The organism is Emticicia soli (genome assembly GCF_037860775.1).
GTDB classification, from domain to species: domain Bacteria; phylum Bacteroidota; class Bacteroidia; order Cytophagales; family Spirosomataceae; genus Emticicia; species Emticicia soli.
The window spans coordinates 209062-231981 of sequence record NZ_JBBEWC010000005.1 but is presented as its reverse complement, the minus strand read 5'-3'; the positions used below and the strand labels follow the sequence as shown (position 1 = coordinate 231981).

Sequence of the window (22920 nt, the reverse complement as noted above, 5' to 3'; positions counted from 1 at the left end):
TTATATACAAACGAAATCATCAAAATAAAATATATCGATAGCCCCAAGTTTCTTCTCATTAAACATTATAAATGGTTTAAAACCTTTAACTTAATCCCCGTAAAATTGACCTTTGGCAAAAAAATAGCCGCTGAAAAATTCAGCGGCTATTAAGCATCTATTCCATTTAGCTATTATCTATTAATCAATCTCAAACGCCCCATTTCCTACATTCTCAAATATTATTTCGCCGTCGGTGCCTAATTCCATCATAATCACCGAGTCTTTTTGCACTTTTCCGGCCAGAATATCCTTCGATAATTCGTTCAGAATCTTGCGTTGCAATACTCGTTTCAATGGTCTTGCGCCAAAACTTGGGTCGTAGCCTTCGTCACCTAATTTTGCCAGAACCTCATCTGTAGCTTCAAGGGTAATACCTTGTTCGGCAACACGACTTTGTATCTGTTTAAACTGAATACTGATAATCTTATGTAGATTTTCTTTAGTTAAAGGCTCAAACAACACAATTTCATCAATACGGTTCAGAAATTCTGGTCTCACAAATGCTTTCAGTTGGTCTAGTACCGCATTCTTTGTTTCTTCCAGAATCAAGTGGTAATTCCAACCTTCGTTTTCTGCAAACTTCTCTTGAATAATATTACTACCCATGTTCGAGGTCATGATAATAATGGTATTCTTAAAGTTGGCCACACGGCCCTTGTTGTCGGTCAGGCGACCTTCGTCCAATACCTGCAACAAGATATTCCATACGTCTGGGTGAGCTTTTTCTATCTCGTCCAATAGTACCACACTATATGGTTTACGACGAATAGCCTCAGTCAATTGCCCCCCTTCATCATATCCTACGTATCCCGGAGGAGCTCCCACCAGACGGCTCACAGCATGCCGCTCTTGATACTCACTCATATCTATTCTGACCAGTGCATTATCGTCATTAAACAGATACTCTGCAAGAGCCTTTGCTAATTCGGTTTTACCTACACCAGTAGGACCCAAGAACAAGAAACTACCAATCGGACGCTTAGGGTCTTGCAATCCCGCACGTGAGCGGCGCACTGCATCGGCCACTACTTGTATGGCTTGGTCTTGCCCTGCCACTCGGTTATGTAGTTCTTTTTCAAGGTATAATAATTTCTCACGCTCGCTTTGTAGCATTTTAGCCACCGGAATTCCGGTCCATTTGGCTACTACTTCGGCAATATTTTCAGCCGACACCTCTTCGTGCAATAAAGTGGCTTGTGTATTATCAGCTTGTTTCTGAATTTCGTTTAATTTGTTATTGGCCTCCACCAACTTACCATAGCGAATCTCAGCTACTTTACCGTAATCACCTGCACGCTCGGCTTGCTCGGCTTCTAATTTCAGTTGCTCAATTTGCTCTTTCAATGAGCGTATTTCGTTGATTGAGCCTTTTTCGTTTTCCCATTTGGCTTTCAATTCATTACGTCTTTCGCTCAAATCGGCAATTTCTTTATTCAAAATAGCCTCTTTATCTTTATTATTTTCACGGCGGATTGCCTCTCTCTCAATCTCAAATTGCATAATCCTACGATTCAGCTCATCAAGCTCTTCTGGCATAGAGTCCATTTCCAAACGTAGTTTAGAAGCAGCCTCATCCATTAAGTCAATGGCTTTATCAGGCAAGAAGCGGTCTGAAATATATCTGTCTGATAATTCAACAGCAGCAATAACGGCATCGTCTTGAATACGAACTCCGTGGTGCAATTCATATTTTTCTTTAATACCTCTCAGAATCGAAATTGCATCGGGCACGTTTGGCTCATCAACCATTACTGATTGGAAACGACGTTCCAAGGCTTTATCTTTCTCAATATATTTTTGGTACTCGCTCAAAGTTGTAGCACCAATGGTGTGTAACTCGCCACGAGATAAAGCTGGTTTCAATAAATTGGCCGCATCCATTGCACTATCTCCGCCCGCACCTGCGCCAATCAGGGTATGAATCTCATCAATGAATAACACCATCTCCCCTTCTGAATCTGTTACTTCTTTAATAACGGCTTTCAGACGCTCTTCAAACTCACCTTTATATTTTGCCCCGGCAATCAATAAACCCATATCAAGCGATACGATAGTTTTCGATTTAAGGTTTTCAGGCACATCGCCCGACACGATTCTTTGGGCTAATCCCTCTACAATGGCTGTTTTACCAACACCCGGCTCACCTAAGAGAATAGGGTTGTTTTTGGTACGACGAGACAATATCTGTAACACACGGCGAATCTCTTCGTCACGGCCGATTACTGGGTCAATTTTGCCTTGTCGAGCCAAATCATTCAGATTTTTGCTGTAGCGTGCAAGGGCTTGATAAGTGTTTTCTGCGTTTTGGTCTTTCACTGGATTATTCTTTCCTCTTAATTCTTGTATAGTGGACTTTAGTTCTTTTTCTTTAAAACCTACTTCTTTCATCAGGCTTGCTACCGCATCTTTTCCGCCTAACAGGCCAAGATAAAGTAGCTCAACACTGACAAACTGGTCGTTAAATTCTTTCAGATAGTTCTGCGATTTAGTCAAAGCTGCCGAAAGGTCGTTTCCCAGATACGGTTGTGTTCCGCTCACTTTCGGATACCCTTCTAATATACTTTCTAAACGGCTGTTAAATAGATTCTGATTAACATTCAGTTTATTCAATAAAAAAGATGATGTATTGGCATCTTCTTCTAACAATGCTTTTAACAAGTGCCCCGATTCTACCGCCTGTTGCATATTGCCCTGAGCAATCTGAACGGCTTTCTGGATAACCTCCTGAGCCTTTATTGTATATTGATTTAAGTTCATATTTCAACAATTTTGTACTGATTCTATATCAACAAAAAATGTGCAGATAGGTTTTTTTCGGAAAAATTGACAGAAAAACACTCTTTTTACACAAAACAGAAAGACAAAAAGGCAGTTTTACAGAATTACTCTTACATTTTTAGCAATTTTGGCATTTATTTCAGACATATATGCTTTTCGACGACACCTATAATACAATTAAACAAAATACCGAAGCACTCTTTAAAGATCGTGGGAGTAAGTTTCTGGCCTTTGCGTATCCTATCAGCAACGAACAAGACGTAAAAAAATACCTGGATACCCTCAGAGGCTTGCATCCTAAAGCAAATCATCATTGTTATGCTTACAGACTTGGCATTGACCGAAACCAGTTCAGGGTAAATGATGATGGCGAGCCGTCTGGCTCAGCAGGCAGACCCATACTTAATGTTTTGCTATCGAAAGATATTACTAATATACTAGTAGTAGTAGTGAGGTATTTTGGCGGAACATTGTTAGGCGTGCCCGGGCTTATTAATGCCTATAAGTCGGCTACAGTAGAGGTACTGGCCGAGGCAGAGTTTGTTCAGAAAACTGTCAATGATATTTATGAAGTCAGTTTTGACTTTGAGGCAATGAACGATGTAATGAAAGTGGTGAAAGAATTTGGACTAAAAATCTCAAACCAAACCTACGACAACCGCTGTGCGCTTACAATTGAAATAAGAAAATCTATGCTGAATCAGGTAATGGGCAAAATGGAAAAAATTGATAGCCTTACCAATCGCTATCTGCATACTGTATAAGCACTTCTATAAACAAAAAAAAGCAAGAGGACATCCTGCTTAATTTTTCTTATTTAATTTATAGTTTGTTAGAAGAGTCTTGCAAACGCAACTGCAACAAACACGAATATTGATGCCCACATAGGTACACGACGTGCTTTGTAAACAGCTACTTTAAATACTTTCAGGTATTCTAATCTCAGCCATACTACTACGGCTAGCAACAAAAACATAATTGCGCTCGAAAACTTAAAGGCCATTGCATGCTCAGGATTCTGAGAGAAGTAAAGGAAAATATTTACTAATACGAGTAATGATCCAAGAAGACCAAATACCTTAGATGTCCATGTGTAAGTTTCTTTGTCTATGTTATTTCTCATGATTTTGTTGTTTGATGCACAAATGTAAAATAATTGTTAAGTATTTGTCAAGTATTTTAGAATAAATTTTGGTAAAAATACTTATTACAGAATAATATTCTGTTGATATATAAATTATATATCTTTTAATATTAGAATAATACAATAATTATTTTTCTAATTCTCTAAAATCATGTTTCAAAAAATATCAATTCTAATAAAAAAAATAAAAAATCACCCAAAACACATTTAAGTGAAAACATGAAGATTTAAGCTAGATTATGTATTTTTGTAAATATGAAAGATTCATAGAAGAGTTTCTAAGAAGCTACTCAAAATATAAATGCGTAGAACCAAGCCAATGCTGAAACATCGATTTATAAAACAAGGAAACAAATTCTGGCAGATAAAAAGGGAAGCCTTATATTAATAAAAGGAAAGGCTAAAATACTTTACTAGAAGAAAGCTACTCTCAATTAATGGCAGAGAGAAAACAAAGATTTGTAGTTTTTAAACAGAAAAAACAATAGCAGTTTATGCAAAAACATAAATGCTATTGTTTTTATAGATTAGGGCCGAACGATGAAAATATTATTTAGTATCTTCAGAAGCAGCCTTTTCGATATTTTCTTTTACTTCACGAGAAGCATCTTTGAATTCACGGATACCTTTACCTAATCCGCGAGCTAATTCAGGAAGTTTTTTAGCTCCGAAAAAGAAAAGTACAACTACTAAAATCAAAACCATCTCTGTTGTTCCAAGACCAAACATGACGTAATAAGTTTAAATGTTTTCTACAATAATTTAATACAAATATAAACTAAATTAGTACAACTAAAAAATTAAATTCCTCTTAAATCCTTTTAGTTTGGCTGAGGAACCGCCTTTTTCCATTGTTCAAATTTTTCAATTTCATTACTGATACTCTTAATAATAAACATCAGCAAAGCGACATCGTCAGTTAAACCGACGTAAGGCAAAAAATCTGGTATCAAGTCAATCGGAGATATAAAATAAATAAATCCGGCTACAACTTTCAACACATTCTGGAATTCTATATTCCTATATTCACCTGTTGCATAGGCTTTCAATAAACTGCCTAGTACAACAACTTTCTCTCTTAATAAATCAAACGTTGTTCCTACTCCTAAGCTTTGAACTTTTACAAGTGCACTTTTTAAAAGATTAAGTAGGCTGTGCGCATTTTTTGCTAATCTTGGGGCTTTTCTTAGAGCACTTTTATAAAAAGCTGATTCTATTACTCTTAAAAGCAAGTTTTTGGTCTCTGATGCCATGTATAAGTTCTTGTAAAGCTATTATCTGTCTAATAAACGTATAAATTTTAAAAAAAGGTTACTCTTTAAGAAAAAATACAAAAAAAACACTAAAAAACATTGTATTATATTAGTTTTGTCCAATAAATTTGGGCAAAATTTCTTAGTTGTCTCATATAAGGCCAATAATCTTATGCCAATAATAAAAAAAACGGCATACCTTAGCACAGATAGCTCAATTATTACATTAGTCACTTATCATATTTTATGAAACCTCATGTTAATAAATTACCCCAAAGCATGATATGTTTCCAACCAAACAAGCTCTTTTAAGAGTATAAAAGGGGTATTTTTATCAAATGAAAGTAACCGTAGTTGGTGCAGGTGCTGTAGGAGCAACCACCGCCGATAACATCGCTCGCAAACAAATTGTAGACGAAGTAGTATTGCTAGACATCAAACAAGGTGTAGCAGAAGGAAAAGCAATGGATTTGATGCAAACTGCTTCTTTAGAAGGTTTTGATACTAAAATTATAGGTTCAACCAACGATTACGCTAAAACAGCAAAATCTGATGTAGTTGTTATTACGTCTGGCTTACCTCGTAAACCAGGTATGACTCGCGAAGAACTTATCGGTATCAATGCAGGTATTGTAAAAGGTGTAGTTACTCAAATTCTTACCTATTCGCCAAAAGCTATTTTGTTGATTGTATCAAATCCAATGGATACCATGACATACCTTGCATTGCAGGTAGCACAGTCTATGGGTGTTAACAAAAAACGTGTAATTGGTATGGGTGGTGCGCTAGATTCATCTCGTTTCCGTTATTATTTATCACAAGCTATGGGTGTTTCGCAAGGCGACTTACACGCCAATGTAATTGGTGGCCACGGTGATACAACCATGATTCCGCTTACTCGTTTAGCTACATGGAATGGTATTCCGGCAAGCAGATTTATCTCTAAAGAAGCTTTGGCTAAAGTAGCTGCCGATACAATGGTAGGTGGTGCTACATTAACAGGCTTATTGGGTACTTCGGCATGGTATGCACCGGGTATCGCTTCTTGCTCTATGGTAGAGGCTATCATCCGTGACGAAAAACGCATCGTACCTGCGTCAGTATCTTTAAATGGAGAGTATGGCCAAAAAGATATTTGCTTGGGCGTACCTGTAGTTTTAGGCAGAAATGGCTGGGAGAAAATCGTTAATTACCGTTTGAACAAAGAAGAACAAGAAGCTTTTGCAAAATCGGCAGATGCGGTAAGAAACATGAACAATGTTTTGAGCACATTGAGTATCTAATTTCGAGAAAAATTACAGCTAGCTCTATACAAAAATCTCGTAGTGAAACATCTACGAGATTTTTATTTCTAAGCGTAATTATCAAACAATTTTATAAGTTTTCTTGTTGTATCGATAAATTCGCTAAAAAAGCAGTCAGATTTGCAAATTACCCTTAAATTTAGTAGTTTTTTAGCAACCTATTCTTCGTTTTACAGAAACCACAAGCACTTCTGTAAGAAAAATTTAACACCGTATCGCTAAAAAAACTACCTTTGTGCCCCCAATTAATTTTGCCGGACAAAATATTATTTTCTGAGAATTCTGATAAAGAGCTATATCCCTAATTGTTTTTATAAAACGTGCTTACAAATGCTTGACAAAAATAACTTTATTGACTTCCTTAATAATCCGCAATCGTTAAACCTTAACGATATTATGCTCGTGGAAAATATGACCAAAAAATATCCATATTTTCAGTTGGGTTATACCATGATTGCTAAAGGAATTTACACCAAAGCACCCGAAATTGCCCATGATGCTATCAGAAAAGCAGCCATTTATGCCTCAAGCAGAAATGCCTTGCGAAAAGTGATAGAAAATGATATTGACTGGAACGCTAATATTACAGCTCGTTTGGTTGACACCCCCATTGAAGTTAAGTTTTCGCCCGATTCCATTGAGGAAGAATTAAATCGTGAAAAGTTGGAAGAAGAATTGATAGAATCTATTGCAAAACCGGCCCTAAGAAATATACAGGAAGAACAATTAGCTCTGATTGAGCAATTCATTAAGAAAGAACCCCGTATTCAGCCTATTCGTACAAATATCCCACCAGAAGAGGTAGAAGACCTCAGCGAGCGCAGTACAACCATGAATAGCCCTCTTTTTACAGAGAGTTATGCAAAAATTTTATCACGCCAGGGGCGTTTCGAACAAGCAATAGAAGTTTATCATAAACTTATTGCAAAAAATCCCGAAAAAAGTACTTACTTTGCAGATAAAATCATGGAATTAGAAAAGAAGAGTCGTTGATAAATCGGCTTTTTATTCAAGATAAATCATTGGTCAATTTAATTTTTATTAGAAAAGATGTACACTACAATCTTAGTTTTGATGGTTATTGTTGCCATTTTATTAGTTTTAATCGTATTAATTCAGAATCCAAAAGGTGGCGGCATATCAAGCGAATTTAGTGGTGCTGGTTCACAGATGTTTGGTGTGCAACGTACAGGAGATTTATTAGAACAACTTACCTGGGGCTTCTTTGCATTTATTATTGTAGGTGCATTAATTTCGGGTATTTTTGTTAATAAAACTGGTAGTACGCAAGACAACGGTCTGAACGTAGAAAAAACTCAGACTCGTCCGGCTACTACTCCGGCGCCAACAGTACCTGCTACTGCTCCGGCTCAAACGCCTACTAATACAACACCTGCTCAACCGCAGAAATAATATTAACTGAAAGAGAAAAGCCTGATAAACGCAAATTTATCAGGCTTTTTTTATTGAAGTTCTACAAGCGTCTTTCAGATGTAGAAATAACAACCTTTAGGCTCATACTAAAGAAAATTACGGCAGGTCCTGTTTCTACTATCTAGGTAAATAAAAACATAAATAATTCTTCAGACAATCGTTTTATTCTTCCTATAAGTCCGTTGATTCTTCCTTTGCCAATTGCTCATTATCTTGTTTCAATAAGGCAATTTCCTGTGTTAGTTTGGTTAAGTTTTTTTGTAGCTTAGAGTTTACAATTGAAAGGTGCAACAAGTAAATCAGGATAATGAATATGAAGCCTGTAAAAACCAGATTGGGCGCATCATAAACTCCAAACAACCTTGCGATTATCTCTAATCCATCTCGCCAGATAGCAAAAATACCTAGCAGTACGGTACAAACTAACCATACAATGGCATATTCTTCCCGGAGCTTTCCTTTTACAATCAAACGAGCAATTGAAATAAGAAAAAACAAGTTAATAACAATGGTAATAATCTGGATTCTTTCCATAGTAGTATACAGATGTGGTATTACAAATCAGAGCTAAGCTGTTTCATAAATATTTAAAGTAAATATAATGAAATTTATATTTTTCCTAAGATACTGATGCAATATTAGCTATGAAATCTATAAAGTAGATTAAATTAACTATAAAAATAAAGGGAATAGCTTTAAATAGCTATCCCCTTTGCTCTCTATAAGGTTTTTATTATTCATAACGTAACGATTCGATAGGATCAAGTTTTGATGCTTTATAGGCCGGATAAATCCCTGAAATAATGCCTACAACTACACAAACAATGATACCCATTATCATCCAACCCCACGGAACAATAAAGCTACTCTTTTCACTAATCAATTTAGCTATTACGTTTCCAACAGAGATTCCCATAATTATTCCACCTATTCCGCCTAAAATACAGATAACAATAGCCTCCATCAGAAACTGCAACCTTATCTTAAACGGTGTAGCACCAATAGCTTTTCGGATACCGATTTCTCTTGTACGCTCAGTTACCGAAACCATCATGATATTCATTAGCGCAATTGATGCTCCTAATAACGTAATAATCCCGATGCCAAAGCCCCCTATTCTCAGATAGCCCGTTACCTCTTCAAAATCTTTCGCCAGAGCATCTGAACGCTCTATTTCGAAAGATTTAGGTTTACTTACAGCATCTTTTCTTACTCTACGCATCACGGCTTCCGCTTCTCCTGTAATATAGTCCATGTCTGACACATTCGGCACCGATGTAGTTATATCAAAAGTCAGTGTTCTGTTCCCTGCAATTTGCCTGCCCGTTTCAAGAGGGACAAGCGCCACTCGGTCGTCTCCTCCGCCATTAATACTCCCTTTTTTCTCCAGAACCCCAATTACCTTAAATCTCAAGCCAAGCAAAGTAATATCTTTATCGATAGGATTCTCTTTTGGGAATAGCAGGTTTGAAAGCTCACTACCCAGAATCACCACATTATTGGTAAAATCAATGTCGTTTTTATTAATATCTCTACCGGCTTTCAGTTTATAACCTTTAATCGTCAGAAAATCTTCATCAACCCCACGAATCATAGTATTAGGGTTAGTTTTGATAGATTTATACTTCAGTTGTGCTGCTCCCGCCACATTGGTATAAATACTAATAGTAGCAGGAGTTTTGCCTTGAAATAAAGTTTTATACAATTTTGCCTGACGGTAATCTATAGGTGGAAAATCCTTGTCTTCTACTCCACCACTTCGGCGGCGCCAGGGTCTTGGGCCTTTAATATCAAACGAATTGGCTCCTAACCCTGCAAAGCTATTATCTACTGAGCTCTGCATACCATCAATGGCCGTCAGGATACCTACCAATGAGGTAATACCAATTGCAATAATCAGCGCAGTAAGCACCGTACGGAGCATATTTCCTTGTATAGACCTTAGCCCCTCCTGAACATTTTCTTTTAAATTCATCTGATAAACTGCTTGAGTAATGAAGAGAACAGTAGTATTTTCTACTATAATTTACAATCACAAAGTTCCATAAGAGTTTTGAAACCTACAAACCAATGAGATAACTGATTCAGCCGTTTATCATTATTTTTAAACGAATCGTCTCTTTTTGGTTCAAAACAACACAAGTTCTTATATTTTTAAATGAAATTAAGTAAAACAAAGCGTAAATCGCTTAGATTCGGCTTTTATTAACCTCATCAAACAGATTTCTTTCATGAAAAAAACTACCCGTTCACTTATTGTTGCGCTAATGCTAAGTGGAAGCTTTGGCTATGCACAAACCAAAGAAACATCAAAAGACCCTGTAATTGCCAACATTATTAAAGAAGCTAACGAAAACTCTCAACTCGAAAAAATTGCACATGAATTAATGGACGGCATCGGCCCTCGTTTAGTTGGTTCTCCGCAAATGAAAGAAGCACACGATTGGGCTATTGCCAAATACAAAGAGTGGGGCATTTCGGCCAAAAACGAAAAATGGGGCGAATGGCGTGGCTGGGAAAGAGGTGTATCTCATATTGACATGGTATTTCCTCATGTAAAATCGCTTGAAGGAACGCAATTAGCATGGAGCCCAAGCACTAAAGGTCAATCGGTTGTTGCTGAAACTATCGTTATTCCTGACCTGGCCGACTCTGTAGCTTTCCAGAAATGGTTGCCCAATGCAAAAGGCAAATTTGTGATGATTTCGATGAACCAGCCTACTGGCCGCCCAGATTATAACTGGGAAGAGTTTGGCACAAAAGAATCGGTTGAAAAAATGAAAGCTGAACGCACCGCACAAACAGATGCATGGACAAAACGTGTCAGCAAAACAGGCTACAATACCCGTACACTTCCATTGGCTTTAGAAAAAGCCGGAGCAGTAGGTATCGTAATGAGCTATTGGTCGAGAGGTTTTGGTGCCAATAAAATATTCGGCGCTAATACTAAAACGATTCCGACAGTTGATATTTCCTTAGAAGATTACGGTCTTTTATACAGATTAACAGAATCGGGCAAGAAACCTAAAATCAGTGTACGTGCCGACTCTAAAGAACTAGGTGTAGTACCTACATTTAATACTATTGCCGAAATAAAAGGTAGCGAAAAACCAAACGAATACGTAATGTTATCGGCTCACTTTGATTCGTGGGATGGCGGTACAGGTGCTACTGACAACGGAACCGGTACAATTGTAATGATGGAAGCGATGCGCTTGTTGAAAAAATTCTATCCGAATCCAAAAAGAACTATTCTTGTAGGCCATTGGGGTAGCGAAGAACAAGGGCTAAACGGCTCAAGAGCTTTTGTAGAAGACCATCCTGAAATTGTTTCAAACCTGCAAGCATTGTTCAACCAGGATAACGGGACAGGTCGTGTGGTTAATATTTCAGGACAAGGCTATTTACACGCTTACGAGTATATAGGCCGTTGGTTGTCTAAAGTACCTGCCGATTATAAAAAAGGCTTGGAAACTCGTTTTCCGGGTGCACCGGGTGCCGGTGGATCTGACTTTGCTTCTTTTGTAGCAGCAGGTGCTCCGGGCTTCTCTCTAAGCTCTTTAAATTGGTCTTATGGTACTTATACATGGCACACTAACCGTGATACCTACGATAAAATCGTATTTGATGATGTACGTAACAACGCTATTCTTGCGGCCATTCTGGCGTATGAGGCTAGCGAAGACCCTACCAGAACTTCAACTGAAAAGAGCGTTTTACCTCTTAATGATAAAGGACAGCCAGGTAGCTGGCCTGCCAAAAGATCACCTATTCGTAAAGGTGGTTTAGATTAATAATTAAAAAGCCTATGAGTCTTCTTGATTCATAGGCTTTTTAAATTCATTATCTTTTTTACTATCAATTGCTTTTCAGGTTCTGAGCTTACTAATGAAAGCGCTTTTTCATAGCATTCCTTTGCTGATTGGGTATCATTTAGTTCAGCATAAAAATCTCCTTTGGTTGTCTGGTAAATATAATGCTGATTCAAACTTTCTAATTTAATCAGGTCTTCTAATGCTACTTTCGCTCCATACACATAGCCCTTTACAATAGCCCTGTTCATATACACAAAAGGTGTTGGTTTTATATCAGCTAGTAGATTATAGAGCCTTAAAATTACCTCCCAGTTGGTTTTATCGAAAATCTCGGCCGAAGCATGATAAGAGGCAATAGCTGCCTCAATATGATATTCACTGATTTGATTACCTACAGAAGATTGTCTGAAAAACTCGTATGCCCGGGCAGTCATGAATTTATCCCATAAACTCCTGTCTTGGTCTCGCAGCAATACAATAGAACCTTTATCATCAAGTCTGGCAGGAAAACGGGCGGTCTGAAAACACATTAATGCCAACAAAGCATTGGTCTGAGGCAAATTTGTGCGTGTATTACGGGTTAAAAGCAAACCAATACGAATCGCCTCTTCGCACAAATCGTGTCTTATTAAATGGTCGGGGTGAGAAGAGCTATAACCTTCATTAAAAATCAGATAAATAATTTTTAGTACAACTTCTAAACGAACACTTAACTCCTTAGCCTCTGGTACTTCTAGCGCAATTTGTTCGTTTCTTATTTTTTCTTTTGCCCTGTAAAGCCGTTTGTTAACGGTATCTTCACTTGTCAGAAAAGCCCTGGCTATTTCGGCGGCACTTAAGCCTCCTAATATTTTAAGGCTCAAGGTAATTTGAGATTCTAAGGCAATAGCCGGATGGCAACAGGCAAAAAGCATTCTTAGCTGGCTATCTTCTATTTCATCGGCAAGAAACATTTTACCCAAAGTATCAGGTTCTGACTGATGCGATAATTCCTGACTGATTTCAGTAAATAGTTTTTCTCGCCTCAATAAATCAAGTGCCTGATTTTTGGCTACTCTATAAAGCCATGCCGACGGATTATCAGGGATCTGAGTTCTCCATTCAGTTAGGGCCTTTAAAAGTGTATCCTGCACTATATCTTCAGCAATTTCTATACGGTCAAAACCAAACATACGAGCCAACACGGCAGTCATCTTCCCAGACTCATGCCTGAAAAGATGACTAACCAGGTGATTTACCTGCTCGTGTTGCGTTTCTTTAATCAAGATTCTTCGAAATTCTGAATTGGTCTCACTTCTACTATGCTTTCGTATTCATACATCGGGCAACCTTTAGATAATTCAATGGCTTCTTCGATCGACTCGGCCGTTAAGAGTAAATAACCACTTACAATCTCTTTGGCTTCGGTATAAGGGCCATCAGTTACTACATGGTTCAAGCCTTTTACTATTTTTCCGGTAGGTAAAAGCGCATCGGTTGCAATTAATTTGCCTTGGGCAGCTATCCCCCCTATCCAGGTGTTCCACTTTTGTAGTTCGGCCTGCATGTCTTCAGGCGAGAAGTTTTCATACATTGATTCAACTTCCATTACGTTGCGAAAGATAAGCATGAATTTTTCCATGATGTAGTAAATTTGAATTAAGTTTTAATAAATACTAATTTCATACTGAAGACGAATCAAATTTCTGAATTTGGACATTTACTCAAAATTTTTTTTTAAATTGCTTAATGGCTCATTCTGAAATAGTACGGGCTATCAAATAAGGCAATGTGTTTTTCGTTAATTGGTATAATGCTTGCTGTTGCAATCAAAATTAATCTGGTTTTTCGCCCATGAAAAAATTACTCGCTCTAATTATCTTTTCGCTATCGTTTGTCTCCCAAGTGTTTGCTAACCGACTATTGATTCCGATGGACGAAAGTCAAAAAAATCATTTAAAAGCTTATGGTATTGCTTTCTGGCTTCTAAAAGAACATTCGGCCGAGGTTGAATGGCTGTTAAATTACAGAGGCGGCAGTTTCATGTTTGAAGCTTCACAAAATTATATTAATGAATGTGTTATCAGAGGCGTAAGTTACGAAATGATTTCGGATGCTGAATCTCAATCTATTTTAGCACAAATTAATTCTCCTGACGCAAACATGGATGCCGTAAAACTCAATAAGGCACCTAAAATAGCTGTATATTCGCCAAAAGCAACTCAACCCTGGGACGATGCCGTAACATTGGTGCTGACATACGCCGAGATTCCTTACGATAAGATTTTTGATGAAGAAGTATTAGACAATAAATTACCTGAATACGATTGGTTACATCTGCATCACGAAGATTTTACGGGGCAATTCGGTAAATTTCTGCGTTTACGTGGTCAGTCATGGTATCAGGAACAAAAACTTGAAGCAGAGGCTATTGCCCGAAAATACAATTTCCAGAAAATTCCGGATTTAAAATTAGCAGTATCCAGAAAAATACGTGATTTTGTGCTAGGCGGCGGCTATATGTTTGCCATGTGCAACGCTACCGATACTTTTGATATTGCATTGGCAGCCGATGGAACCGATATAGTAGAGTCGCCTTATGATGGCGATGGAGCCGACCCAAACGCTGATAAAAAGCTGAACTTTGAAAACAGTTTTGCATTTCAAAATTTCAGACTTATCATGAACCCCTATGAAATGGAGTTTTCGTCAATCGATAATCAACAAGAGGAAAGAGGCGTAAACGAAAGCAACGATTACTTTTCGTTATTCCAGTTTTCGGCTAAGTGGGATCCCATCCCTACCATGCTTACTCAAAACCACGCAAATCTTATTAAGGGATTCATGGGGCAAACCACAGCCTTTAAAAAACAATACATAAAACCTGATGTTATTACGATGGCCGAAAATCGCTCTTTGGGCGAGGCACGCTACATTCATGGAACAAAAGGTAAAGGTTTCTGGACATTTTATGGTGGCCACGACCCCGAAGATTATCAGCATTATGTTGGTGAAGAACCTACTGATTTGAATCTTCATCCAAATTCAGCAGGTTATCGCTTAATACTGAATAATGTGTTATTCCCGGCAGCAAAAAAGAAGAAATTAAAAACATGATATAAACGAAAAAGCTCCTCAATGAGGAGCTTTTTCGTTTATATCTGCTTGTTAGCTCAATTAAGATTCGTTTTTCTTAACCTTTTTGCCTCTGTTTTGTGCCCATTCTTCTGCTTTAGCTGTGGCTATTGCAATTGCTGAGCCTTCTTCTCTCCCCTCTTCTAATAAAGCATTTGCTATTTCAACTGCTTTATTTCTTACAGGTGCCGAGAAATTCTTCAAGGACGGCGGATAATCTGATTTTGTCCAAGGCATAATTGTATAATTTATGAGAATCAATTAATTAATCCTCGATTTTACATCTTATCGGTCAATTTCTCCAGTTTTTCTGCCTCTTCCTTATGATGAATCAATGTTGGAAGAATTTTAGCAGCAAAAGCTTTTATATCTTCATCATTACCATTATCGGCTAGTTTCTGAAATTTATCAACATCTTTTTTATGGTCCTCAAGCATTACATCCATATATTTTCTGTCAAATTTCTTACCGCTTTCTTCCGACACATCATTAATGGTTTTTTGATGGTCTTCAGGCAAAGTAGTTGGCAATACGATGTTTTTACTGCTAGCTAAACTTTTAAGTTCTTCATTTGCCTTAGTATGGTCGTCTATCATCATCTGTGCAAATTGTTTTACTTTTGGCGATGTAGCTTTAGTTAAGGCTACTTTAGCAAGCTCAACTTCCATCATTCCGCCACCAGCCAATTCAACAACAGATTCAGCATCTTCTTTTTGAGCTCTGGCCATTGAGTCAGTTACAGCAGTTGCTTCAATTGCTTGATTATTTAAGTGCTCAGTAGAATCTTGTGAGTCTCCTGAGTTTGAGTTACACGAAGCAACTCCGAATGCTACAGCAATAGCTGTACTTAATAAAATGCTTTTCGTTTTCATAATAAATTAAAAGGATTTAGTTTACAGCACTAGTAATCAAAAAAGTTATGCCAATATAGTATTGTGCCTACTAGTGGGGTTAATTTTCTACTTAAATTTTTTTTAAGAACAAAACACAAAGTTGGCTTTACTGTGTATTTTTTTTCCCAAATCGAGAAGTACACTCAACACTATTCTCAATTTTATACCATTCAATAAAATAATCCACCAGGCTTTAAGTACAATTTAAGATTATCTTAAATTTGAGAACAACAGTGGCGCAAATGCCACAATATATTTTATATATTGAAGTCTCAAGTGATATTTGAAGAAAAATCTGGTAGTTTTTAAAATAAAAAAAGCTCTCAGAAACTCATTAAAGTATCTGAGAGCTTTATCTATTAGCTATTATTTTAAGAGGCCTGCATGTATCTTGCTTCAAAATCTTTAATTCTTCTTCTTGATATGCACAATTCCTCACCTGAATTCAGATAAACCGAACCCGTCAGTTTCTCTAGCTTTATCTTCTCAACATGAAGCATATTAATGATAATACCACGATGTATCCTGAAAAAATTCGACAAACCAACCAGTTTATTCTCATATACCTGCAAATTTCTGGCGCTTAAGAGTGTACGACCACGAGTAAGATACAGAATTGTATAGTTGATTTTGCTCTCCATAAATATAATTTCATCTGGTCGGATGTGTTTCGACTTTCCTCCACTCGAGAATCGCAGGGTTGTAGTAGGTGTCATTTGATAATGTGTTTTCATGGACTATATATTTTGCTTATTTCTGATGCAAAACTTTTACCAAATTATTAAAATGTTCATACAATTATTTAACCTTATAAAATACCTATGCCATCAAAGCCTATTAATCCTTTTAAAATCTCTTATATTTTAATATCCTAAAGTCGGCTTATTTATAACTCGGCACAGAAAAGACGCATTTAGTAAGCCAGAATCTTGCCTAAGTCTATTTTTGCAGTATTGGTGAAATAAGAAGTTTAAACAGCTTATTAAATAAATACATTTTCTTTAACAGAAAATCTGTAATTTTATATAATTTCTATCGTCAGAAACTATATCTAAAATATCATGACCGACTCGCCTAAAGTTACACACCAACCAGAAAACAGCCTTTTTGCCATACAGATTGATAGCGATATGGCTTACCAGGAATATATTCAAACAAAAACAGATTTAGTTATTACACATACTGAAGTACCCAAACAATTAGAGGGGAAAGGCTTAGGAAGCCTGCTGGCAAAAAATGCCCTACAATATGCCGAAGAACATGGGCTTAAACTAATGCCACTGTGCCCTTTCATGGCCGCTTACATACGTAAGAACTACGAAACCTACAAACATTTATTAGCACCGGGTTTTAATGTATAAAAAATGAAAATATCACGTAAAAATGCGCTAAAATCATTGTTTGGAGCAATGATAAGCCTGCCAGCATTAGGCAAAGTGAAAGACAAAGATAAGAAAGACCTTCTGGGCTTTAAAGAAGAATTCAGCGTGGCTTGGAAAAGCTCTCTCGATTATACTTTGAAGATATTTAACCAAATGCCCGAAGATAAATTTGAATACAAATACACGCCTGAGTCTTTTACTTACCGCACGCAGTTTGTGCATTGTATTACATTTACAACGGCTCAAATCTGCGGAAGGCTGAATTTGCCAAACCCTTACGATGAAAAGGAAAAGCAGAACGGTTACTGGAAAAATCTATCGAAAGCACAGCTAGAAACCGAGCTGAAAGATTTTTATGCATGGGTTGAAAAAACAGTACTGGAGACAAAACCAGATAAACTGGCACAATTGGAGGGCTACGCCGGAGATAAAATTCCGGTATGGAGATTATTCTATGCCCTTGAAAACCACATCATACATCACCGTGGGCAAGCTATCTGTTATCTGCGCCTCAATGGTATTACCCCTATTGGTTATATTGGCTGGTAGGGCTTATTTAGCCCCTAAGTACTGGCTTTACAATATCTCTTAAACAAAAACACCCTGCAAGTAAACCTTACAGGGTGTTTTTTATATGCTTGGCAAGAATTATTTTTCTACACAAGAACCTTCTTTGCCATCTTTACAACAACGGTTGTACGATTTGCTAAGTTTTTTGTATTGGTCTTCGTCGATGCTGATATACAATTTATTGTAGTCACCAACCATTACTTCTTGTTTTGTAAAGTTATAATTCAAGTTTACAGGGATATTTACGTTTTGATCAGGTAGTGGGTTGCCGTTAGCATCACATACTCTGAAGATTTTTGAAACGTTGCTTAAACCTGAAGTAACAACTTCATAACTAGATTTAACCGGTACAGGGAACGAGCCTAAGCAAAGGTATTTTTCTGGCATTTCACCTTTAGCTAGTTTACCAGTTTTTTTGTAAACACCAATAAGTGTTACACTTGGGCTTGCACTTTTAATGCTTGCATCCTGAATCTCGGTTTTACCCATGAAATTGATTTTTTGGTCAGCACATTTAGCTGCACCTGCTGTACCGATAGTTACATCAGTTGGGCTTTCAGACAAAACTTTTTTCTCAAATGTTTGAGTTGAAGCCGTTGTGCTTGCAGAAACCGGACAAGATTTGTACGCTTTGCTTAGTGCTTTAAATTGTTTCTCATCAACTGTCAAGTAGATTTTTTCTCCATCACCTACAGTAATTTCTGATTTTGTAATTTTATAATCTAAGTTCAAAGGCAATGTAAGGTTAATTGGCGAAGGAGATGCGTTACCTTCAACACAAACCGGAATTACTTTAGAGTAAGACATATCGCCTTTTACGCTGAAATCATAAGTTCCACGGTAAGTAACCGGAATTGAACCTAAGCATAGTCCTTTTTCACCGTTTACTGCTACAACTTCCATTGTTTTGCTTGCGTTCAATACATCGCCACTAGAAATTTCACCCGATGCAGTGATACTTACTTGTTGGTCAACACAAGTGGTTGGCGGTACATAAGGAAGTGGTGCTGTAACATACGTAGGAATATAAAAGGCATTACCACATTTTTTCATTATATAGATAAAGCAATCACCAGTTTTTGCTTTAATTCTGAATGTTTCAAATGGGCGTCCTAGAATAGACCATACATATTTGTGACCTTTAGCATAAGCACCCATCCAACCTGTTGAGCCTTTTGGAAGGGTTTCTGCAGTAATGCTACCCTCTGTAAATGCAGGGTCATTAACACCGCTATAACCTAAAGCAACCAACAAATCATCCATTTCTTTTTTGATACCTCTCTGATTTTTCCGATAAACCCTCTTCAAGTGATCATAGGCAGATTTTGACGTATGCTTAGGAATTTCTCCAAATTGTGGGCTTGTGCCAAGTTTGTTCAACACAACAGGTTTTTTATCTGCATTACCTTGAAACACTTTGTAAGGTAATGTATTACACGGGGATGGCTGTTGGTTGGGAGCCGGACTCTGTTGGGCAAGCGCCAGCATCGGTAATAATACCACAAGTGTGAGAATTCTAAATGAAGAAGCTTTCATTTTTTTAAATTTTTAAAGTGTCTGAATAAATTTCTAATCCAATAGGATACAAAAATAATTTATTTAAATTAAGGTGACTGAAACATGTTCTTTTGATAAAGAAAAGTTTCTGTCTATTAGGTTTTGTGAGTTTTTAGGCCTCTAAAGGTGTTTTTGAGAACTGCTACGAGACTCTTCTCGCAAAAATGGCAATTATTTAATTCAAAAACAAAAACTTATAACTTAATGTTATGAGGTCTCTCGGTTTTTCTTCATTTTTTTTGCATCATACTATTTAATCAGGCGTTTATTGAAAAAATCAGGTATTATTATTTGCTCGAAAACTTGAAGATGGTTTTGGTATTATACGTTTCTCCCGGACGCAATACAACTGTTGGAAAACCAACTTGGTTTGGCGAATCAGGAAAATGCTCTGTTTCAAAACAAAAGCCATAACGTTTCTTATATACTACACCGTTTTTACCTGTAATTTTACCATCTAAAAAGTTACCTGTATAAAATTGTACACCAGGCTCAGTTGTGAAAACCTCCATGAAACGTCCGCTTGTAGGCTCGTAAGCTGTAGCCGCCAAAACCAACGAATCTTTTTTGCCTTGGTTCAGTACCCAACAGTGGTCGTATCCACCACCAACTTTTATCTGAATATCGGTTGTATCGTTGATTCCTTTCCCGATAGCTTTTGGTGTTGTAAAGTCAAAAACAGTTCCCTTTACTGCTTTTAACTCTCCAGTTGGTATTAATGTTTTGTCAACTGGCACAAAACGGTCAGCATTTATCATTACCTCATGCCCCAGATGGTCGGTTTTGCCGCCTGTCAGGTTAAAATAAGAGTGTTGAGTCAAGTTTACCACAGTCGGTTTATCAGTAGTAGCCGTATAAGTAATTTCAAGTGCGTTGTCGTCAGTCAACACATATATTATTTCTGTATTAAGATTCCCCGGATATCCCTCTTCGCCGTCTTTGCTCACATAATTCAGCTTTAATCCTATTCTGCCATCTGTCAGTTCTTCAGTTTTCCAGATTACCTTATCAAATCCTATCTTGCCGCCGTGCAAATGGTTAGGCCCATTGTTCTGTAATAAATTGTAGGTTTTTCCATCTAATTTAAATTTAGCTCCACCAATTCTGTTTCCATAGCGACCAACCAATGCACCAAAAAACGGACTAGACTCTAAATAACCCGACAGTGAATCGTAGCCTAGTACTACATCTTCAAATTTACCATTTTTATCAGGTGCTGTCCAATGAGTAATCAAGCCTCCATAATTACTTATTTTCACCTCCATACCTTTTATATTTTTAAGGGTATAGATATCCACTTTTTGTCCGTCAGGTAATTCTCCCCAAGGTTGTTTAGAAATCGAAGCTTTTGTTGTTTCCATAGTGTCTTCACTCTTTTTTGACTGGCAGGCAATACTTGCGTACATCAGAAGTACACCGGCCAAAAATAATTTGGATTGGGTTTTAAAATTAGTCATAATTAGAAAGGGGGTTGATTTTGATTGCCAATATTACACAAAAACTGTTAAACTGAGACTTTGTTTGCCAAACATTTCTGAATTTTAACCACACCCTTTAAACGAAAAACATATATTTACCGTTAATTGAACATTATTTAACAAATTTTAAACCATTCTTATCTATCGCTTAACTATGCAAATACGCAAAATAGTCATTGCAGGGCTTTTAGCTGTAACGCAGGTAGTGCAGGCACAAACCCCTACTACTTCGAAATATGACCACAGAGACGCCTTCAATCCTCTGTTTAATTTTATGCCTGGTACTGCTTATCGCAGTGGCACAGGAGCGCCAGGGCCGCTTTACTGGCAAAACAGAGCAGATTATAAAATAAATACCACGCTTGATGAAGCCGCTAACACGCTTACAGGCGAGGTAGAAATTACCTATAAAAACAATAGCCCTGACAACCTCCCTTTTGTTTGGTTGCAATTAGATCAGAATCAGTTTAATGACCATTCAAGAGGCGGCAAAAGTACGGCAATTGCAGGTGGCCGATTTGGCAATACTGGTTTTGATGGTGGTTATAGTATACAATTTGTAAGCGCCGAGAAAAAAGTTGGCTCAGGTAAAAAATCGTCGAACCGCTCGGTATATGCCGAACACCTGATCGATGATACCCGCATGCAAATACGCTTGTCGGAACCATTAACAAAAGGCGAAGAACTCAAAATAAAAATAAGCTACTCCTTCAAAATTCCTCGCTATGGTTCTGATAGAATGGGTAAACAGGAAACACAAAACGGAGTAATTTATGAAATGGCACAGTGGTACCCACGTATGGCTGTTTATGATGATGTTGAGGGATGGAATACACTACCGTATCTGGGAGCCGGAGAGTTTTACTTAGAATATGGTGATTTTGAATATAACGTAACCGTACCTTGGGATCATATCGTTGCAGGTTCGGGTGAGTTAACAAACCCTAATGAGGTATTGACAGCCGAGCAGATTAAAAGATTCAACGAGGCTAAAAACAGCGATAAGACTGTAATAATCAGAGGAAAAGATGAGGTAACAGATGCCAAAACAAGACCAAGAAACAGCGGAACGCTTACATGGAAATTTAAATGTAAACAAGCCCGTGATATTGCCTGGGCCTCATCAAAAGCATTTGTATGGGATGCAGCCAAAATCAACTTGCCAAGTGGTAAAACTTCTATTGCACAATCGATGTACCCTGTTGAAAGTGCAACTAACGATAGCTGGAACCGCTCTACCGAATACGTAAAAGGCTGTATTGAGTTTTACTCAAAATACATATTCGAATACTCGTATCCATCGGCTACCAATGTGGCCGGTGTAGTAGCAGGTATGGAGTATCCGGGAATCGTATTTTGTAGCTACCGTGATAAAAACGAAAGCCTTTGGGGTGTTACCGACCATGAGTTTGGTCATAACTGGTTCCCGATGATTGTAGGCTCAAACGAAAGAAAATATGCCTGGATGGACGAAGGTTTTAATACTTTTATTAACACGCTATCGACCAAAAATTTTAATAACGGAGAATACTATCAGCCGGAAAACGCTCGCCAGTATGCCCCTTATTTTTATGACCGTGACCCAATCATGAATATTCCTGATGTAGTTCAGAATAATAACATGGGCCTAGCTCTTTATGTAAAACCGGGTTTTGGCCTTACAATGCTTCGTGAGCTTGTTTTAGGAGAAAAACGTTTTGATTATGCATTTAAAGAATATGTAAATCGTTGGGCATTTAAACACCCTACACCGCTTGATTTCTTTAGAACTATGGAAGATGCTGCAGGTGAAGACCTAGGCTGGTTCTGGAAAGGCTGGTATGTAAACGACTGGAAAATAGACCAAGGTGTAAAAGACGTAAGCTATATGCAACAAGATGTTACAAAAGGCTCGGTTATTACAATTGAAAATCTTGAAAAAATGCCAATGCCGGTTGTAGTAGAAATAAAAGAAGCTAATGGTACTACCAAAAGAGTAGACCTACCTGTTGAAATATGGCAACGTGGTAGCACCTGGAGCTTTAAATATCCGTCAACTTCAGCCATTGAGTCAGTAGTTGTTGACCCTGATGGCAAGCTACCAGATGTTAATTCGAAAAATAATCAATGGAAGCCTGCGAAATACAACAATCCACAGGCTAACTAATATTATCTGA

At 37.5% G+C, this 22920-nt stretch carries 22 protein-coding genes; 9 read left to right on the top strand and 13 right to left on the bottom strand.

What is annotated here, in order from left to right:
- Positions 1-180: 180 nt before the first annotated feature.
- Positions 181-2799 (bottom strand): ATP-dependent chaperone ClpB, encoded by a 2619-nt coding sequence (clpB, locus tag WAE64_RS08900; RefSeq protein WP_340236004.1) that lies wholly within the window; start codon positions 2797-2799, stop codon positions 181-183.
- 170 nt (positions 2800-2969) lie between these two features.
- On the opposite strand from clpB, the gene WAE64_RS08895 reads away from it, so the two are divergent.
- Entirely contained in the window at positions 2970-3584 is a 615-nt protein-coding gene (locus tag WAE64_RS08895; protein WP_340236003.1) for an IMPACT family protein, read from the top strand.
- A 68-nt stretch (positions 3585-3652) separates the two neighbouring features.
- Here the strand turns inward: WAE64_RS08895 and WAE64_RS08890 are convergent, their stop codons facing one another.
- The 3 genes from WAE64_RS08890 to WAE64_RS08880 form a co-directional block, all read right to left on the bottom strand.
- Entirely contained in the window at positions 3653-3943 is a 291-nt protein-coding gene (locus WAE64_RS08890) for a hypothetical protein (protein WP_340236002.1), read from the bottom strand.
- Between the two features lie 570 nt (positions 3944-4513).
- Complete coding sequence (locus WAE64_RS08885; protein ID WP_181843063.1) at positions 4514-4693, bottom strand: Sec-independent protein translocase subunit TatA/TatB; 180 nt, start codon at positions 4691-4693, stop codon at positions 4514-4516.
- A 92-nt stretch (positions 4694-4785) separates the two neighbouring features.
- Positions 4786-5196, bottom strand: a complete 411-nt coding sequence (locus WAE64_RS08880; RefSeq protein ID WP_340236001.1) for a YkvA family protein — start codon at positions 5194-5196, stop codon at positions 4786-4788.
- Positions 5197-5555: 359 nt separating this feature from the next.
- On the opposite strand from WAE64_RS08880, the gene WAE64_RS08875 reads away from it, so the two are divergent.
- From WAE64_RS08875 to secG, 3 genes are all read left to right on the top strand, one after another.
- Positions 5556-6500, top strand: a complete 945-nt coding sequence (locus tag WAE64_RS08875) for a malate dehydrogenase (protein ID WP_340236000.1) — start codon at positions 5556-5558, stop codon at positions 6498-6500.
- Between the two features lie 351 nt (positions 6501-6851).
- Positions 6852-7514, top strand: coding sequence for a hypothetical protein (locus WAE64_RS08870; RefSeq protein WP_340235999.1), 663 nt, complete (start codon positions 6852-6854; stop codon positions 7512-7514).
- Positions 7515-7571: 57 nt separating this feature from the next.
- Entirely contained in the window at positions 7572-7934 is a 363-nt protein-coding gene (gene secG, locus WAE64_RS08865) for a preprotein translocase subunit SecG (protein WP_340235998.1), read from the top strand.
- 192 nt (positions 7935-8126) lie between these two features.
- Here secG and WAE64_RS08860 read toward each other — a convergent pair whose 3' ends face one another.
- Together WAE64_RS08860 and WAE64_RS08855 are read right to left on the bottom strand one after the other, a co-directional pair.
- Positions 8127-8489: a DUF2304 domain-containing protein gene (locus WAE64_RS08860; protein ID WP_340235997.1), complete on the bottom strand. Its 363-nt coding sequence runs from the start codon at positions 8487-8489 to the stop codon at positions 8127-8129.
- 199 nt (positions 8490-8688) lie between these two features.
- The gene (locus tag WAE64_RS08855) at positions 8689-9930 is read right to left on the bottom strand and encodes an ABC transporter permease (protein ID WP_340235996.1); all 1242 of its coding nucleotides are present in this window, start codon (positions 9928-9930) and stop codon (positions 8689-8691) included.
- Positions 9931-10186: 256 nt separating this feature from the next.
- Between WAE64_RS08855 and WAE64_RS08850 the strand changes: the two genes are divergently transcribed.
- Entirely contained in the window at positions 10187-11749 is a 1563-nt protein-coding gene (locus WAE64_RS08850; RefSeq protein ID WP_340235995.1) for a M20/M25/M40 family metallo-hydrolase, read from the top strand.
- A 29-nt stretch (positions 11750-11778) separates the two neighbouring features.
- On the opposite strand, the gene WAE64_RS08845 is transcribed toward WAE64_RS08850, so the two are convergent.
- Together WAE64_RS08845 and WAE64_RS08840 are read right to left on the bottom strand one after the other, a co-directional pair.
- A complete protein-coding gene (locus WAE64_RS08845) occupies positions 11779-13035 on the bottom strand; it encodes an RNA polymerase sigma factor (protein WP_340235994.1) in 1257 nt (418 codons plus the stop codon).
- Positions 13032-13391, bottom strand: a complete 360-nt coding sequence (locus tag WAE64_RS08840; protein ID WP_340235993.1) for a YciI family protein — start codon at positions 13389-13391, stop codon at positions 13032-13034. Before WAE64_RS08840 ends, WAE64_RS08845 begins: the two co-directional genes overlap by 4 nt.
- A gap of 212 nt (positions 13392-13603) precedes the next feature.
- Between WAE64_RS08840 and WAE64_RS08835 the strand changes: the two genes are divergently transcribed.
- A complete protein-coding gene (locus WAE64_RS08835) occupies positions 13604-14866 on the top strand; it encodes an asparagine synthetase B (protein ID WP_340235992.1) in 1263 nt (420 codons plus the stop codon).
- Positions 14867-14926: 60 nt separating this feature from the next.
- On the opposite strand, the gene WAE64_RS08830 is transcribed toward WAE64_RS08835, so the two are convergent.
- The 3 genes from WAE64_RS08830 to WAE64_RS08820 all read right to left on the bottom strand — a co-directional run bounded on the left by WAE64_RS08830 (position 14927) and on the right by WAE64_RS08820 (position 16511).
- Entirely contained in the window at positions 14927-15121 is a 195-nt protein-coding gene (locus WAE64_RS08830; RefSeq protein WP_340235991.1) for a DUF2188 domain-containing protein, read from the bottom strand.
- 41 nt (positions 15122-15162) lie between these two features.
- Positions 15163-15756, bottom strand: a complete 594-nt coding sequence (locus WAE64_RS08825) for a DUF4142 domain-containing protein (protein WP_340235990.1) — start codon at positions 15754-15756, stop codon at positions 15163-15165.
- Positions 15757-16148: 392 nt separating this feature from the next.
- Positions 16149-16511: a LytR/AlgR family response regulator transcription factor gene (locus WAE64_RS08820; protein WP_340235989.1), complete on the bottom strand. Its 363-nt coding sequence runs from the start codon at positions 16509-16511 to the stop codon at positions 16149-16151.
- Positions 16512-16838: 327 nt separating this feature from the next.
- Between WAE64_RS08820 and WAE64_RS08815 the strand changes: the two genes are divergently transcribed.
- Complete coding sequence (locus WAE64_RS08815) at positions 16839-17138, top strand: GNAT family N-acetyltransferase (RefSeq protein ID WP_340235988.1); 300 nt, start codon at positions 16839-16841, stop codon at positions 17136-17138.
- 3 nt (positions 17139-17141) lie between these two features.
- Positions 17142-17708, top strand: a complete 567-nt coding sequence (locus tag WAE64_RS08810) for a DinB family protein (RefSeq protein WP_340235987.1) — start codon at positions 17142-17144, stop codon at positions 17706-17708.
- 99 nt (positions 17709-17807) lie between these two features.
- On the opposite strand, the gene WAE64_RS08805 is transcribed toward WAE64_RS08810, so the two are convergent.
- Positions 17808-19265 (bottom strand): hypothetical protein, encoded by a 1458-nt coding sequence (locus tag WAE64_RS08805; RefSeq protein ID WP_340235986.1) that lies wholly within the window; start codon positions 19263-19265, stop codon positions 17808-17810.
- A 308-nt stretch (positions 19266-19573) separates the two neighbouring features.
- Positions 19574-20692 (bottom strand): aldose epimerase family protein, encoded by a 1119-nt coding sequence (locus WAE64_RS08800; protein WP_340236263.1) that lies wholly within the window; start codon positions 20690-20692, stop codon positions 19574-19576.
- A 226-nt stretch (positions 20693-20918) separates the two neighbouring features.
- On the opposite strand from WAE64_RS08800, the gene WAE64_RS08795 reads away from it, so the two are divergent.
- Positions 20919-22910, top strand: coding sequence for a M1 family metallopeptidase (locus WAE64_RS08795; protein WP_340235985.1), 1992 nt, complete (start codon positions 20919-20921; stop codon positions 22908-22910).
- Positions 22911-22920 lie beyond the last annotated feature (10 nt).

Bases quoted from the DNA above. Each gene is read 5' to 3' on its own strand.
- WAE64_RS08820 (WP_340235989.1), bottom strand. From the start codon at position 16,511: ATGAAAACACATTATCAAATGACACCTACTACAACCCTGCGATTCTCG.
- WAE64_RS08875 (WP_340236000.1), top strand. From the start codon at position 5,556: ATGAAAGTAACCGTAGTTGGTGCAGGTGCTGTAGGAGCAACCACCGCC.
- WAE64_RS08895 (WP_340236003.1), top strand. From the start codon at position 2,970: ATGCTTTTCGACGACACCTATAATACAATTAAACAAAATACCGAAGCA.
- secG (WP_340235998.1), top strand. From the start codon at position 7,572: ATGTACACTACAATCTTAGTTTTGATGGTTATTGTTGCCATTTTATTA.
- WAE64_RS08885 (WP_181843063.1), bottom strand. From the start codon at position 4,693: ATGTTTGGTCTTGGAACAACAGAGATGGTTTTGATTTTAGTAGTTGTA.
- WAE64_RS08825 (WP_340235990.1), bottom strand. From the start codon at position 15,756: ATGAAAACGAAAAGCATTTTATTAAGTACAGCTATTGCTGTAGCATTC.
- WAE64_RS08795 (WP_340235985.1), top strand. From the start codon at position 20,919: ATGCAAATACGCAAAATAGTCATTGCAGGGCTTTTAGCTGTAACGCAG.
- WAE64_RS08800 (WP_340236263.1), bottom strand. From the start codon at position 20,692: ATGTACGCAAGTATTGCCTGCCAGTCAAAAAAGAGTGAAGACACTATG.
- WAE64_RS08840 (WP_340235993.1), bottom strand. From the start codon at position 13,391: ATGGAAAAATTCATGCTTATCTTTCGCAACGTAATGGAAGTTGAATCA.
- WAE64_RS08860 (WP_340235997.1), bottom strand. From the start codon at position 8,489: ATGGAAAGAATCCAGATTATTACCATTGTTATTAACTTGTTTTTTCTT.
- WAE64_RS08815 (WP_340235988.1), top strand. From the start codon at position 16,839: ATGACCGACTCGCCTAAAGTTACACACCAACCAGAAAACAGCCTTTTT.
- WAE64_RS08805 (WP_340235986.1), bottom strand. From the start codon at position 19,265: ATGAAAGCTTCTTCATTTAGAATTCTCACACTTGTGGTATTATTACCG.
- WAE64_RS08855 (WP_340235996.1), bottom strand. From the start codon at position 9,930: ATGAATTTAAAAGAAAATGTTCAGGAGGGGCTAAGGTCTATACAAGGA.
- WAE64_RS08890 (WP_340236002.1), bottom strand. From the start codon at position 3,943: ATGAGAAATAACATAGACAAAGAAACTTACACATGGACATCTAAGGTA.
- WAE64_RS08830 (WP_340235991.1), bottom strand. From the start codon at position 15,121: ATGCCTTGGACAAAATCAGATTATCCGCCGTCCTTGAAGAATTTCTCG.
- WAE64_RS08810 (WP_340235987.1), top strand. From the start codon at position 17,142: ATGAAAATATCACGTAAAAATGCGCTAAAATCATTGTTTGGAGCAATG.
- WAE64_RS08850 (WP_340235995.1), top strand. From the start codon at position 10,187: ATGAAAAAAACTACCCGTTCACTTATTGTTGCGCTAATGCTAAGTGGA.
- WAE64_RS08870 (WP_340235999.1), top strand. From the start codon at position 6,852: ATGCTTGACAAAAATAACTTTATTGACTTCCTTAATAATCCGCAATCG.
- WAE64_RS08835 (WP_340235992.1), top strand. From the start codon at position 13,604: ATGAAAAAATTACTCGCTCTAATTATCTTTTCGCTATCGTTTGTCTCC.
- clpB (WP_340236004.1), bottom strand. From the start codon at position 2,799: ATGAACTTAAATCAATATACAATAAAGGCTCAGGAGGTTATCCAGAAA.